This window comes from Marinifilum sp. (genome assembly GCF_965230805.1).
Lineage (GTDB): Bacteria > Bacteroidota > Bacteroidia > Bacteroidales > Marinifilaceae > Marinifilum.
The window spans coordinates 1,014,571-1,029,465 of the sequence record NZ_OZ246019.1; the positions used below are offsets into that span (position 1 = coordinate 1,014,571).

The 14,895-nt window shown below is 35.1% G+C and carries 13 protein-coding genes; 6 read left to right on the top strand and 7 right to left on the bottom strand.

Going from position 1 to position 14,895, the window contains the following annotated elements; genetic code table 11:
• Window positions 1–61: 61 nt before the first annotated feature.
• Window positions 62–1,399, bottom strand: a complete 1,338-nt coding sequence (gene purB, locus ACO05S_RS03850; RefSeq protein ID WP_421920223.1) for an adenylosuccinate lyase — start codon at window positions 1,397–1,399, stop codon at window positions 62–64.
• 387 nt (window positions 1,400–1,786) lie between these two features.
• On the opposite strand from purB, the gene ACO05S_RS03855 reads away from it, so the two are divergent.
• The 4 genes from ACO05S_RS03855 to ACO05S_RS03870 all read left to right on the top strand — a co-directional run bounded on the left by ACO05S_RS03855 (window position 1,787) and on the right by ACO05S_RS03870 (window position 5,518).
• Window positions 1,787–2,569 (top strand): EI24 domain-containing protein, encoded by a 783-nt coding sequence (locus tag ACO05S_RS03855; RefSeq protein WP_421920224.1) that lies wholly within the window; start codon window positions 1,787–1,789, stop codon window positions 2,567–2,569.
• A gap of 71 nt (window positions 2,570–2,640) precedes the next feature.
• Window positions 2,641–4,068, top strand: a complete 1,428-nt coding sequence (locus tag ACO05S_RS03860; protein ID WP_421920225.1) for an NfeD family protein — start codon at window positions 2,641–2,643, stop codon at window positions 4,066–4,068.
• Entirely contained in the window at window positions 4,061–4,486 is a 426-nt protein-coding gene (locus ACO05S_RS03865; protein WP_421920226.1) for a GNAT family N-acetyltransferase, read from the top strand. The genes ACO05S_RS03860 and ACO05S_RS03865 overlap by 8 nt, the downstream gene beginning before the upstream one ends.
• Before the next feature lie 165 nt (window positions 4,487–4,651).
• Window positions 4,652–5,518, top strand: coding sequence for a class I SAM-dependent methyltransferase (locus ACO05S_RS03870; protein ID WP_421920227.1), 867 nt, complete (start codon window positions 4,652–4,654; stop codon window positions 5,516–5,518).
• Between the two features lie 75 nt (window positions 5,519–5,593).
• Here ACO05S_RS03870 and ACO05S_RS03875 read toward each other — a convergent pair whose 3' ends face one another.
• The 6 genes from ACO05S_RS03875 to gldF all read right to left on the bottom strand — a co-directional run bounded on the left by ACO05S_RS03875 (window position 5,594) and on the right by gldF (window position 12,960).
• Window positions 5,594–7,390, bottom strand: coding sequence for an AMP-dependent synthetase/ligase (locus ACO05S_RS03875; protein WP_421920228.1), 1,797 nt, complete (start codon window positions 7,388–7,390; stop codon window positions 5,594–5,596).
• Between the two features lie 235 nt (window positions 7,391–7,625).
• On the bottom strand, window positions 7,626–8,237 hold the full coding sequence (locus tag ACO05S_RS03880) for a fumarylacetoacetate hydrolase family protein (RefSeq protein ID WP_421920229.1): 612 nt from the start codon (window positions 8,235–8,237) through the stop codon (window positions 7,626–7,628).
• Window positions 8,238–8,267: 30 nt separating this feature from the next.
• Window positions 8,268–9,035: an exonuclease domain-containing protein gene (locus ACO05S_RS03885; RefSeq protein WP_421920230.1), complete on the bottom strand. Its 768-nt coding sequence runs from the start codon at window positions 9,033–9,035 to the stop codon at window positions 8,268–8,270.
• Between the two features lie 102 nt (window positions 9,036–9,137).
• Window positions 9,138–10,268: a DNA polymerase III subunit beta gene (gene dnaN / locus ACO05S_RS03890; RefSeq protein ID WP_421920231.1), complete on the bottom strand. Its 1,131-nt coding sequence runs from the start codon at window positions 10,266–10,268 to the stop codon at window positions 9,138–9,140.
• Window positions 10,269–10,525: 257 nt separating this feature from the next.
• Window positions 10,526–12,235 carry a gliding motility-associated ABC transporter substrate-binding protein GldG gene (gene gldG / locus ACO05S_RS03895; RefSeq protein ID WP_421920232.1) on the bottom strand — a complete coding sequence of 570 codons (1,710 nt, stop codon included), beginning with the start codon at window positions 12,233–12,235 and terminating at the stop codon, window positions 10,526–10,528.
• On the bottom strand, window positions 12,229–12,960 hold the full coding sequence (gene gldF, locus ACO05S_RS03900) for a gliding motility-associated ABC transporter permease subunit GldF (RefSeq protein WP_421920233.1): 732 nt from the start codon (window positions 12,958–12,960) through the stop codon (window positions 12,229–12,231). The genes gldG and gldF overlap by 7 nt, the downstream gene beginning before the upstream one ends.
• Before the next feature lie 245 nt (window positions 12,961–13,205).
• Here gldF and ACO05S_RS03905 point away from each other — a divergent pair, with 245 nt between their 5' ends.
• Both ACO05S_RS03905 and ACO05S_RS03910 read left to right on the top strand, forming a co-directional pair.
• Entirely contained in the window at window positions 13,206–14,162 is a 957-nt protein-coding gene (locus ACO05S_RS03905; RefSeq protein ID WP_421920234.1) for an acyloxyacyl hydrolase, read from the top strand.
• Window positions 14,155–14,895, top strand: coding sequence for a GIN domain-containing protein (locus ACO05S_RS03910; RefSeq protein WP_421920235.1), 741 nt, complete (start codon window positions 14,155–14,157; stop codon window positions 14,893–14,895). Before ACO05S_RS03905 ends, ACO05S_RS03910 begins: the two co-directional genes overlap by 8 nt.

Genomic DNA, 14,895 nt, shown 5'->3' on the forward strand with positions numbered 1-14,895 from the left:
AGGCTATAAAAGTACAACCCTCACAGCCTAAAAACAAAGTATTAACAATTATTAATATAGTCTATATTCCTGTGTAATTATCAGGGCTAATTGTCTTTAATTGAGCTTTTAACTTATCGTTTATTTCAAGTGTATCGATAAACTCAGCAATACTCTCCTGAGTAACCTGAGTATTTGTTCTCGTTAAAGCTTTTAATGCTTCGTAAGGATTTGGATAGCCTTCTCGACGTAAAATGGTTTGAACCGCTTCGGCTACTACTGCCCAGTTTGCTTCCAAATCTGCTTCGAAAGCTTCTCTTGCAATCAACAATTTATCCAAACCTTTTAATAGTGATTTAAAGGCAATAATAGTGTGAGCAAAAGGAACTCCAATATTTCTTAGTACAGTAGAGTCTGTAAGGTCGCGCTGCAAACGAGAAACCGGTAGTTTTGTAGCCAAATGCTCGAAAGTTGCGTTTGCCAAACCTAAGTTACCTTCTGAGTTTTCAAAATCAATTGGATTCACTTTATGAGGCATTGCCGATGATCCAACCTCACCTTTCTTAATCTTCTGCTTGAAGTAATTCATAGAAATGTAGGTCCAGAAGTCACGATTCAAGTCAACCAAAATGGTATTGATGCGTTTCAGATTATCAAAGATTGCACCCATATTGTCGTAGTTAGAGATTTGAGTGGTTAACTCTTCTCTTTCTAGTTTAAGAATATCATTTACAAAGTGATTCCCAAACTCTGCCCAGTCAACTTCAGGATACGCAACATGGTGCGCATTAAAGTTACCTGTTGCACCACCAAATTTTGCCGAACAAGGAACGCTTTTCAACAAATCCAATTGTTTCTTTAATCTATAAACATAAACCTGAATCTCTTTCCCTAATCGAGTTGGAGAAGCGGGCTGACCATGAGTACGTGCCAACATAGCAATCTCTTTCCAGTCTTCCGAAAGGCTTTCCAACTTTGCAATCAATTGATCTAATATAGGGTAATATACATCGTGTACTGCATCACGCAAAGAATATGGAGTTGCGGTGTTGTTAATATCCTGAGATGTTAATCCGAAGTGGATGAATTCTTTGTATTGCTCCAAGTTTAAAGCATCGAATTTTTCTTTTATAAAGTACTCGACTGCTTTAACATCGTGGTTTGTAACACTCTCAATATCCTTTACTTTTTGTGCATCCTCAACACTAAAATCAAGATAAATGTTACGCAAATCGGTATATAAATCTTTGTTAAAATCTTTTAACTGAGGAAGAGGCACCTCGCAAAGAGCAATAAAATATTCCACTTCAACCAACACCCTATAACGCACTAAGGCATACTCAGAAAAGTACTCACCCAACACGTCTACTTTGTCACGATAACGCCCGTCAACCGGCGAAATTGCTGTTAAACTTTGCATTTCTAAAATATTTAATTTCAACAATGGTTATTTAGAGCGCTAAAGGTAAGCAAAAAGAGTTGAAAATACTTAAAGTTATAAGTGTCTTAAGTTAAAAAACAGATCAATTTAAAATTCAAGCATTTAAAAAGCTTATGAAGTCGGCAAAATGGCTTTCTATTTGTCGTTACTTTTTTACTTCATCAAGTTCCCATGATATAATCACTTTAAGTAATTCCTGAATTATTACACTTTTTTCGGTGAAAGAACCCAACTCTCAATTCGCATATTTCACTTTTAATCTTATTTTTGTTACTACTCTATTTTTCTGGTTAAACCTGAGATCTGGACTCTCATTAACTTTGCTTTTTTACTCTTATTGAACAAATCTCATATCAATACAAGAACATGAAATTATTAAAAGATTTTGGATTTGGGTTACGCACCTACTCAGAAGCCTTGAATTACATTTTTAGAGAAAGATTAGCTTGGTTCTTTGTCTTCCCTCTTTTACTAAACATTATACTCTTTTGGATTGGCTGGGACTATATTGGCTCATTATCCGAACAAGTTCAAAGTTTTTTGCAAAACTGGCTTGATCTGGAAAATGCCGTTTTTTGGGGATCAGGATTTTTAAGAGCTACAATTGGTGGTTTTATTTGGATTGTATTTAAAATTCTCTTCTTTCTGATTTTTGCCTATTTTGGAGGATACATCATCATCATTATCATGTCACCAGTATTTTCCTATCTATCGGAGCGAACCGAAAAAATTAAAACAGGTAATGATTATCCATTTGAATTCAGACAATTCATTCGTGATATTATCCGTGGAGTCTTTATCGCCATAAGAAATCTAAGCATCGAATTGGTATTAACTATACTGATGTTCATTCTTAGCTTTATTCCAATTATTGGTTGGGCTTCTGCAATCATGCTTTTTTTTATTTCTGCCTATTTCTATGGATTTTCATTTCTCGATTACACCATCGAAAGAAAAAGGTTAAGCATTAAGGAAAGCATACAATTTATGCGCGAAAACAAGGGAATTGTTATTGCCAATGGATTTGTTTTTTCACTTTGCCTGATTGTTCCGTTCTGCGGGGTCTCCATCTCAAGCTTTGCAGCAATCATATCGGTAGTAGCCGGAACATTAGCCGTAAACGAAATCTGGGAAAAAGAACAGCGTTAATTCTTATGAAGTTCGAAAGAAATATTTCAACTTAATTGTTATCTTATACAATAAACAAAACAAGTATTTTCATGAATCATTTTAAAAATATTACTCTCTCTTTATTGGCTTTGCTCAGTAGTTTTTCTATGCAAGCCAATAGCATTTCTGACTCTATCGTTGAATCAACAGAAAAGCTAGTATACAAACTAGATATTAAAAGAGAAATTGGTCCAGCTGTCTGGCGGCAAACTAAAGATGCCTTTAAAGAAGCTGATGCGGCAAATGCAGATCTTATCCTGATCCATATGAATACTTATGGAGGAATGGTAATTCATGCCGATTCAATTCGAACAGCAATTCTTAATCAAAAAAAGCCAGTATATGTTTTCATCGATAATAATGCCGCTTCAGCTGGTGCATTAATTTCCATTGCCTGCGATAGTATATACATGCGACCAGGAGCTAATATCGGAGCTGCTACAGTAGTGAATCAAACAGGTCAAGCTATGCCAGATAAATATCAATCATACATGAGATCGACAATGAGGGCAACTGCAGAATCGCATGGAAAAGATACAATTGTTCAGGCTGGCGACACCATTTACAAATGGCATAGAGATCCTCTGATTGCCGAAGCTATGGTTGATCCCAGAACTTATATCGAGAATGTAATTGATACGGGTAAAGTGCTAACTTTTACTGCTGAAGAAGCCATTGCAAACGGATATTGCGAAGGTGTTACCAACAATATTGATGAAGTGTTAGAAAAAGTAGGTGTGAAAGAATATTCGATTAAAGCTTACAAACCTTCGGGAGTTGAGAAGATGGTTGACTTCATGATTAACCCAGTTTTACAGGGAATTCTGATCATGATCATCATTGGAGGTATTTATTTTGAATTGCAAACACCGGGAATTGGATTTCCAATTTTAGCCTCAGTAATTGCTGCAGTACTTTATTTTTCTCCATTGTATTTAGAAGGAATGGCCGAGAACTGGGAGATTATTCTTTTTGGAGTAGGAGTCGTTCTTCTCGCTGTCGAAATCTTCGTAGTTCCTGGTTTTGGAGTCGCAGGTGTTTCAGGAATTATTTTCATTATCACAGGTTTAACTTTAAGTATGGTAGATAATGTTGCTTTCGATTTTGAAGCTCACCACATCAACACCATTGTGGCTTCATTGCTTCTAGTGATTTTTTCAATGCTTGTAGCCATTGTAGGATCGATATACCTGACAAAGAAACTATTTTCCAACAAATCTTTCCTTGGAAACTTGGCTTTAAGTACTGTTGAAAATTCCGAAGAAGGTTATGTGGGAGTTGACATGAGAGCCAGAACATTGGTCGGAAAAACAGGTACTGCAATGAGCGTACTTCGTCCATCAGGAAAAGTAATTATCGACAATCAGATTTATGATGCCAAATCTGAAGATGGTTTTATCGATAAAGAAGCAGAAGTAGAAGTAATTAAATTCGAAACAGGCCAAGTTTATGTAATTAAGACAGAAACTAATGAGTAAAATCAAGATTAGAGAATACGAGTCTCACGATTTCCTAGCTGTTCTTGGCTTATGGGAACTTACTGGTTTAGCTGACGAAAAACGTGCCGACTCGGCTCTCACCATAGAAAAAAGCCTGAAATTTGGAGGCAAATTCTGGATTCTTGAAGATTTGACAAGCGACGAGTGTATTGGCACCATTTGGCTTACCAATGATTCCAGAAGGTTATACTTGCATCATTTAGGCGTGCACCCAAACTATCAACAGAAAGGATACGGAAGGTTATTAAGTGAAAAAGCCATAAGGTTTGCAAAAAAATCCAACATGCAAATTAAGCTTGAGGTGCACGAAGCAAATAAATATGCCATTAAACTGTATAGAAATCTGGGCTTTCAATACCTGGATAAATATAATGTGATGATAAAACGCAAGCACTAAATTTATTCGAAGCAATACCAGTATTACCATAAAATAAGTCTCATCCCATAATAAAACCAGTATAAAATGGAAACTGATATTTATATAATATTATAAAAGGCAGAACTGTAACAATTATTCTCAGCTTTCAATATCAGGATTGAAACCATCTTAACATTAAAACAAATGAACTTTATTACCGCCAATGGTTTTCTTGATCTTAAAGATCTGGAAAACATCACTAAAAAACCCAAGCTATTTGCCAAAGATGATGGGAATTTTTGGCAGGATCCTTATATATCCGAACATCTTTTATATGCTCATCTCGATGATGAATCTGATCAGGGATCGAGGAAATACGAAAATATTATTCAGTCAGTAAATTGGCTATGCTCTTGCATGAAGCTTCCTGAAAATAGCAAATACCTTGATCTTGGCTGTGGACCTGGTTTGTATAGTGAGAACTTCTTTGGAAAAGGATTCGATGTAACGGGAATCGATTTTTCTGAAAATTCCATCAATTACGCAAAGGAACAAGCGGCAGTTTTTGGTTACCCAATTAATTATTTGTGTAAAGACTATCTTGAGATCGATTACGAAAATGAATTTGATGTTGTAAGTCTGATATATGGCGATTTGTGCGTACTTTCGCACCAAGATCGTGACAAGTTGCTCAAGAAAGTATACAAAGCACTTCAACCTGATGGTTATCTTATTTTCGATGTGTTTACCAAATACTATTTTGAAAAAAAGGAACCTGATCAGTCTTGGTATATTAGTGAAGAAGATGGTTTTTGGAGCAAGAAAGAACATCTTCTTTTACAGTCTCATTTTAAATACAAAAATGAGAAAGTTCGCCTTGACAAGTACACTTTAATCCTCAATGATGGCGAAATAAAAACCTACCACATTTGGAAGCATTACTTTTCGGTAAAGCGAGCCATTGCAATGGCAGAGGAGCACGGGTTCTCAGTAAAGGATTACTGGGCTAATTTAAGAGGAAAGCCTTATGAATTAGGTAGTCCGTGGATTGGAATGATTGTTCAGAAGTAGATATATTGGTATAAAACAAAACCCGAAAGGCCAATGTTCTTCGGGTTTCTTTTAACAAATAAACTGGTGGGTTTATTATTCTTTATACATCTTCTCGATAAGATGTTTGTATTTTTCCTGAATTACTTTTCTTTTCAATTTCAAGGTTGAAGTAATTTCACCCGCTTCGATTGTAAACTCTTTTGGAAGAAGGGTAAACTTCTTCACCTTCTCGAATCTTGATAACTCCGCTTGCAATTCCTCGAATCTCTTTTCAAAAAACTCTATAATCTGAGAGTGTGCCAATAATTCTTCAATTGAATTAAAAACTATATTCTGCTGAAGTGCATAAGCCTGTAAAGGGCCAAATGCCGGAACAGCCAAAGCGGTTACATAGTTTCTACAATCTCCAATTACAGCAATTTGCTCAATAAATTGATCATTAACCAATGTAGTTTCAATTTTTTGTGGCGCAACATATTTACCACCCGATGTCTTCATCAAATCCTTGATTCGGTCGGTGATAATCAGGCTTCCATTTTCATCCATTCGACCAGCATCTCCGGTGCAAAACCATCCATCCTTCATAACTTCAGCCGTAGCTTCAGGTTTTTTATAATAACCACGCATTACTCCCGGACCTTTCACCATAATCTCATCATTGTTCCCAATTTTAATTTCAGTGCCAATAATGGTATGTCCCGCAGTTCCAAAATCGATATGTTTATCTGCATACAAACTAACGGTTGCCATGGTTTCTGTAAGTCCATATCCTACCTTTACATTTATCCCAATTGAATGGAAAAATTCAAGGATTTCTCTGGAAAGAGGAGCTCCTCCGCATGGTGTAAAATTAATTCTTCCTCCCATAATTGCGCGCAGTTTGCTCAAAACCAATTGATCTGCAATTCGATGCTTAAGCCGTAATTTCAAAGGGATTTGCTTCTCAAACATTTGATAGCAATTATAGTATTTTTCCCCAACTTTAACAGACCAGTTTAATAGAGCACGTTTCATTAGAGAAGCTTCTTGGCTTTTATCTTTAATCCCAGAATAAATTTTCTCATAGAAACGAGGAACTGTACACATCAAAGTAGGTTTCACCTCTTTCATTACTTCGGCAATCTGTTTCGGATCACGATTAAAGTAAACCTCTATTCCTCGATGAAAACAAAAGAAACACCATCCTCGTTCGTATACATGACTCAATGGCAAAAAGCTCAGGGAAATATCATTTTCAGAAACATTCAACTCCTTGTCGTGAGAAACCAATACACTTGAGATATTCTTGTGATCAATCATTACTCCTTTAGGTTCTCCCGTTGTTCCGGAGGTATAGATTAAAGTCGCCAGATCATCAAACTCACCACTATAAAAGCGTTCGTCGAAAGTCTTTCCCAATCCCGAATTTTTTCCACTAATAATGAATTCATCCCAATACATTGATTTATCGTGATCTGTTAATTTCGTATTCTTATCGAAAACCACAACCAATTTCACATGTGGAACCTCTTTAGCGAGTTCCATTGTACGATCGTACTGCTCTTGCTCTCCAACGAAAATTACCTGAGCTTCAGAATCTTGAACAATGTATTTAGCTTCGCTAGTAGAGTTGGTAGGATATATTGGAACAGAAACACCACGAACACTCATAATAGCTAAATCAGCAGTAATCCATTCTGGCATATTTTGAGAGAAAATTGCAACAGATTGCTTCTCTCTAATACCCAATTTCATAAGAGCTTTTGATACTTGTCGAATTTGTAAACCAAATTCGTTCCAGCTTACACCTATCCATCTATCGCTCTTTTCATCTTTGTAGCGCATCGCAATTCGATCACCGAATTTTTCAATTCTATCACGAATCAATTTGCCCCAATGTTGATACTCCATAAAAGTTTTTTAGTTGTAAATCGCCACAAAGATAATCATGTTTCCTTGATTTAAAAGTTTAGCATTGGGATACAAGCTGTTATAAACTGTTAAATATTATTAAATTATAATCTCACACAAATCATTTAAAGCCTAAATCAGCTACTATTCAATAGATTGTATCAAAAACGACCATCAACATAAGTAGGTGGTCGTAGAAAGTATCTTAAAAACGGAACTTATACCTTAGTACTGCTTACCTTACATGAAAATCCAATAATTTCTCTCCCTCAAGCTCTGCAACTAAATGATCGCCAATCTTTACTGGTCCAACTCCTTCTGGTGTTCCTGTATAAATCATATCACCAATTTTTAAGGTAAAATACTGAGACAGGTATGAAATCAAGTAATCAATTGAAAATATCATATTTGCCGTATTGCCAGCCTGTACCCTCTCACCATTAATATCCAAATTAAAGCTTAGGTTATCAACCGATTTGAACTTATTCTTCGAAATAAATTTACTAATTGGAGCAGCTCCATCAAATGCTTTGGCCTTTTCCCAGGGCAAACCTTTTTTCTTACATTCTGCCTGAATATCTCGAGCGGTAAAGTCAATTCCTAATCCTATTTCTTCGTAATAGCGATGAGCAAATTCATTTGGAATATTCTTTCCTACCCTATTGATTTTTACTACCACTTCCAATTCATGATGGATATCTTTCGAAAAATCAGGATAGTAAAAATCATTATTATTTTTAAGTAAAGCCGAATCGGGCATCGAAAACACAACGGGCTCTTTTGGCACAGGGTTGTTCAGTTCCTTCGCGTGATTTACGTAATTTCTACCAATGGCTAATATCTTCATTTCGTCAAATCTGATCAGTTAAACAATGGATTACTTGTTAAATCCACGAAGTTTAATCTCAGTAAGGATTTTCTTTGTGTACAGAGGAAAGTCACTATTCATTACCCAACCATAGTAACCTGGTTGTTGTTCTAGTACTTCTTCAACAGTTTTTCCTTTGTTCTTTCCAAAATTGAATCTTTCAACTCCTTTTTCATCTATGATAATGAAGCCTGCAAAATCAGCATTCTTATTTTGCGATGAAAATTTTGCCAAGAAGTCGATATCATTCTCTAAAGAATCGTACTTGTCCAGTTGGGATTTCAGCACCTCGTATGTTGCCTTGGTATCAGCTTCAGCACCATGGGCTCCTTCTAATTCTTTATTACAATAGAATCGATAAGCTGCAGTTAAAGTTCGTTGTTCCATCTTGTGGAAAATTGTCTGAACATCAACAAACTTTCTCTTACGCATGTCAAAATCGATATCGGCACGTAAGAATTCTTCAGCCAGCAAAGGAAAATCGAAACGATTTGAATTGTAACCAGCCAAATCACATCCTTCAAGATATTTTGTTATAATTTTTCCCAATTCTTTAAAAGTTGGCTCATCTTTTACGTCCTCATCCTTAATTCCATGAACAGCCGAGGCATGCGCAGGAATAGGCATTTCAGGATTAACACGATAAGTTTTTACGTCTTCATCACCATTAGGACTAACTTTTACTATGCAAATTTCAACTATTCGATCTTTGGCAACATTAATACCTGTTGTTTCTAAATCGATAAAGGCTATGGGATTCTTTAAATTAAGATTCATCTATATTTATTGTGTTTTTTAATGGTATAAAAATATAAAACCTAACAGAAATATACTCTCTGTTAGGTTTTTAATATCATTTTTTTTCGATTTTAATTCGGCTTATGCATTAATCATCATTGGCATTAACAACATTAACACATCTTCATCAGCATTTTCGTTATCGTAAGGTAAGAAAATACCAGCTCTTGTAGGGTCCGATAATTCAACCATTACATTTGATGAAGAAATATTGGAAAGAATCTCCAATAAGAATATTGATTTAAATCCGATTTCTAATTCCTGTCCTTCGTATTGGCAAATCAACTTTTCTCTTGCTGAGATTGAGAAATCGATATCCTGAGCAGAAACAACCAGTTCATTTACTCTTAGCTCAAACTTAATTAAGTTACTTGCAGGATTCGAGAATACAGAAACGCGTTTTAATGTATTGAACAATTCTACTCTATCAATAGTAAGTACATTAGGATTATTTTTAGGTATTACCGAATTGTAACTTGGATAATTTCCTTCAACCAATCGACAGATCAGCTTATAGTTAGAAAGCGTAAAAAATGCATTTTTGTTATCAAATTCTATTTTTACAGGATTCTTTTCCTTTGGCAAAATATTACGCAACAAAGAAGCTGGCTTTTTAGGTAGAATAAATGAAGACTCCACCTCAGATCTTCCATCCAGACGTTTATAGCGAACCAACTTATGAGCATCAGAAGCTACAAAAGTTAAATCGTTGTTCCCCAATTCAACAAAAATACCATTCATTACCGGGCGAAGTTCATCATCAGCAGTAGCAAATAAAGTTTTATTTACACCTGTTAAAAGAACATCGCTCTCAACAGTAATGTTCACCATGCTACTTTTTTCTTTTTCTGGTAGTTTTGGAAAATCTTCTCCATTTTGACCAACAATACTAAACACACCATTTTCGGATGTAATTTTAACAGCCAAAGAACTAATGTCAATGTCGAAAGTAAGAGGTTGTTCCGGAAATTCTTTTAATGTATCAGTCAAAATTTTAGCAGGAAAAGCAATTACACCATCACCTTCCGAAATCTCAAGAGGAATAGTGGTAATTAAAGTTGATTCCAAATCAGAAGCAGTTGCTATTAACTCACCACTGTTAAGCTCAAAAAGGAAGTTATCTAAAATCGGCATAGTGTTTTTATTACTGATAACTCTACTGATGGTCTGTAAATGACTTAACAATTCCGTACTTGACACTACAAATTTCATTTGCATAATATTTAAAAGTTAACCTAAATGTCTATTCTCTAACACTAAAACAAGTTTAAATTCTACGCTTGTACTAGCTCAATATAAAGTGGTGAATATACAAATTTATTAAGGATTGTTGATATTCCATAGCGAAAAAAGATTAGTTGCTTTACTAAATAAAATCTGAATTTTATTTGAAACGAGAATATTACAAATAATTATTACAGTATAAGTATGAATAAATGAAAAAAACAGGAATCTACTTCTAAAAGCAATTATCTTGTAAAATTCCTTTTGCGCACAAAATAACCTAACAATCCTAATATCAATAATAATAGCAAGGGCATAGCCACATTCACGACCTGCCAGAAAACTCTATATGATCGAATTTTGGACTTATCAAGCATTCTAAGCTTAATTTCCCGGGCTCTTAACTCCATCCACCCTTCATTGTCGCACAAATAATCAACACAATTCAATAGAAAACTACTATTGCCATATGTTTTTCTTGAGTATCTATCGTATCCTAAAGTTTCAATCTGACGGTTTTTTCCAACCCCACGAACTCTATTTTTAATGATATCCCCATCAGAAATAACAATCATCTTAGTTGGAGCACTTTCTGCTTTAAAGGATTTCCGATCAATTCCCTTCCAAGCTCTATTCTGAAATGCTGAGTTAAACTTCCCTTCAAGCAAAACAGCAATTTTCTTTCTGCCTACTGCAAAGTTTTCTGGCTTTGGTTTTTGATTTACGATTTCCAAACTAACAATACTTGGTACTTTTTCTAAGCGCGTATAATCCGAACTTGCAAGAAGAGTGGTTCTTTTTACCTCGCTATTTTCCCCCACCCAATCAATCGAATTGGCAAACTCAGCTTTAACAACATTCAGTTTTCTTGTAATCGGATGATCATCAGGAGCATTTAGCAAAGGTGAATAATACCATGGAGCAGGAGTAAACTTTGGTTTTTCACCAGGCAAAGCTGTCTGAACAGGAATTAATTGTCCTTGAATATCCATTACCAAATCAGGATTGATCCGAACTCCATAGGTAAATAGTTGATCTTCTATATTTAGTGGTTTGTAGAATGCTACTGTACTTTCTTTCACCTGCAAACTATCCATGCTTGCCATAACCTCATCTACCAACCAAAGTACCCGCCCACCTTTCATCATATACTGATCGATCTGATATTTATCCATTCTGGAAAATTCATTTCTAGGCTGAGCTATGATTAAGACAGTATATTTTTTGTCGGTATTTAAAAGCTTACTGGCTGAAATACGATCGACTTCATATTTCTGAAGCAAAGAGGCAGTAAAGTCAGCTACCTCATATTCATTTAATTCTCCATGACCTGTTAAAAATGCAATATTCTTAGGTTGCTTATTTTGCAACAGTCGTACCGCTTTTGTTAATTCAAACTCTATGGTTTCTATGGAATGATTCAAATTCTCTTCGGCAGATAAACCAGCAACATTCTTCAACAAATGAACAGATATTTCACGTTCTCTATCATGCACAATAATTCCTGGAACAATGATCTTTTGTTTTAAACTCCCATCAGTTGTTCTTTCTTGCAAGCTGGTTGGTTTTAAACCTCGAATCGCTAACTGTTCGTACATTTCATTCCTTTGCTTTGGATTTGAAATATCGCTTGTATTAATTAATGCATAATTGAGATTCACATTAGAGTAAGCTTCCAATTCATCAAGCATTTCGATACTTGCCTTCTGTAATTTTTTAAAACCATGTGGCAAATCACCAGCCAAGTATATTTCAAAGTATAAATCCTTATCCAAAGAGCTTATTAATTGCTTTGTATTCTCAGAAAGGGTATATCTTTTTTCTGCTGTAAAATCTATTCGAAAAAAATACAATTGAAATACCAGGGCAATGAATCCTAGTGCAAGCAGCGAGATAAATAAATTGAGGATGTCCTTTTCTCTTCTATTCTTCATCATAGCCTTTAATCTTACCATTTTCTACTTTTTAAAACTGTTATTGTAATCAACAAAAAAGCTACAATTACTCCTGTGAAATAAACCAGATCTCTTGAATCAACAACTCCACGGGAAATTGATTTGTAATGTTCCTGAATTCCCATATTATAAATGTCCGACTGCATATTTTGGAACACGCTTAATTCAGCCAAGTAATCAAACCCAATATAGAATAGAAAACATAGCAACACTGCCAAAAGGAAAGCTACAATTTGATTATCGGCAACGGAGCTGGAAAAAACACCAATGGCTACATACGTAGCTCCAAGTAAGAACAACCCAATAAATGATCCCCAAAAAGCACCTGAGTCGATACTGCCCACTGGACTTCCCAAATAGTATACTGAAAAATAATAAACCAAACAAAAACCCAAGGAAACTACAATCACCAAAAGAGCTGCAAAGTATTTTGCCAATACAATTTCCATTTCTTTGATCGGGCGAGTGTAAAGCAACTCAATGGTTCCCTGTTTCTTTTCATCGGCAAAAAATCTCATACAAACTGCCGGAATCAGAAAAAGGTAGATCCAGGGAGACATTTCGAACAAAACATCCAAGTTCGCATAACCTGAATCCAGAGGGTTATTGGAACCTGGAAATACCCAAACAAACAAACCTGTGACAATTAAAAAAACAGATAAAATCAGATAACCTGTAAGAGAACTGAAAAACGATCGGAACTCCTTAGTGAGAAGTGCTAGCATAAAGTGTGAATTATAAATCTGTACTCCCGCAAATTTGCAAAATTATTTTCGTAGAAGAAATTTGTTTGCCAATTCATTTAACTTACATAAATTTGAGGATGAAAAATTGGCTACTACTTATCCTCTTACTTATTGTATTCAATAGTTCTTTTGCTCAGAAAAATAAATCAATAGATACTTTTACATTTACAATAAGGTATCATTATGGAGTGGTTTTACCTCATCATAAATCAATAAGCTTCCTCGTGAATGATCAAGTTAGAGCGGTAGAACTAAATTTTGGCTTGCTGCCTTCCACAAACAGATATTGGTCGAAATTATACAATCAACCAGAAATCGGTTTGGGTTTTTACCATGGAAGTCTTGGCAATAAGGAGGTTTTTGGGAAAACAAGTGCCTTGTTCCCTTTTATCATTTTTAACCTAAAAGATTTTCGAAAAGGAGATTTGCACTTACAAACAGGATTCGGATTAGCATACAATAAAAAACATTTTCATCCATCAGAGAATTATGCAAATGTTGCTATTGGCTCAAAATTTAATGCCTTTTTTAAACTTCTTCTTAGCGGATCATACAATTTATCAAAAAGATTATCAGCAGTTATAGGTGTTGGTTTCCAGCACCTTTCAAATGGCTCTGTTCATGTCCCCAACAAAGGGTTAAACCTCCTTACAACAAACATGGGACTTAAATATCATTTTAAGTCCAAAGAGTTCAACAAAAACATCACAGTTTTAAATTCAAAATTAAATAATGAGCTTACCATGATTTGGAGTGGCGGATTAAAACAAGCTTCGGAAATTGATGACAACAACTACTTTGCCAGTAGTTTGTCAACAAACTATTCTTTTGGAATTAATGCAAAACAAAGGCTTGGGTGCGGAGTAGATTTGTTTTATGATGAAGCCTCAAATAGAGGAGATTGGAATTTTGCTCCTGAAACAAAATTTAAAGATCGATTCAGTCAAGCAATAATATTATCTCATGATCTGGTGATTCAAAGAATTAGTATCATTACTCATATAGGTATTTATACATGGTATAAAACCAAACCTGAAAAACCCTTATACACCAGACTTGGTTTAAGGTACAATTTAAGTAAAACGATTGTTGCAAATCTAAGTTTAAAAGCCCATCTGGGTAAGGCTGATTTTATTGAATGGGGAATTGGTTACAGATTTAAAAAGAAGAAAAATGATTAATCGGTCAATATTTGTACTTTTTTGCTCATGCTTACTTTCCTGTGATGCTTTAAATCCATTTGAAGCAGAAGGAGAATACACCAAAAAAGTTTTTGAACCAGGCGAGATCCTGAATGTTAGAAATAACAATAATTTTAAGATTGTTCTGGTTAAAGATGATTCTGATTACTTGATACTAAAAGGTAGAGAGAACAAAATTAATGGTTGCGAACTAAGTTATGAGAATGGAAGCGTGTCTCTGAATCATAACTACAAGAACAAACTAAGAAATTTTGAATTAATCATTGCCGAAGTGCATTCCAGCAATTTGAATACCATCACCATTAATGCCCCTGCCGAGATCAATTCTGTAAATGTGCTCGAAGGCGATAATTTACATATAGATGTAACCTCCAAAGCTGAACTGGTAGAGTTAAGCCTCAAATTGAACTTTGAATCCTTAAAATTTCACTCACATGGCAGTGTTAGTGGAGGCTTTCACTTTTCAGGCAATTGTAATGTTGCCAATTACACCATGAATGGGATCACAAATATCCTTGCTTCAGATTTGCAATGTCAAAAAGTACGAATTGGACAAAATGGAATTGGAGATGCCCATGTGTGGTGTGAGCAGTCTTTATATGTTACCATTTATAATTCGGGTAACATCTATTGCAAAGGTACTCCCGAAGTTTCGGTAAACTATGTGAAGGTAAACAACCAGAATGCAACAGGGGAAATAATATCAAAGTAA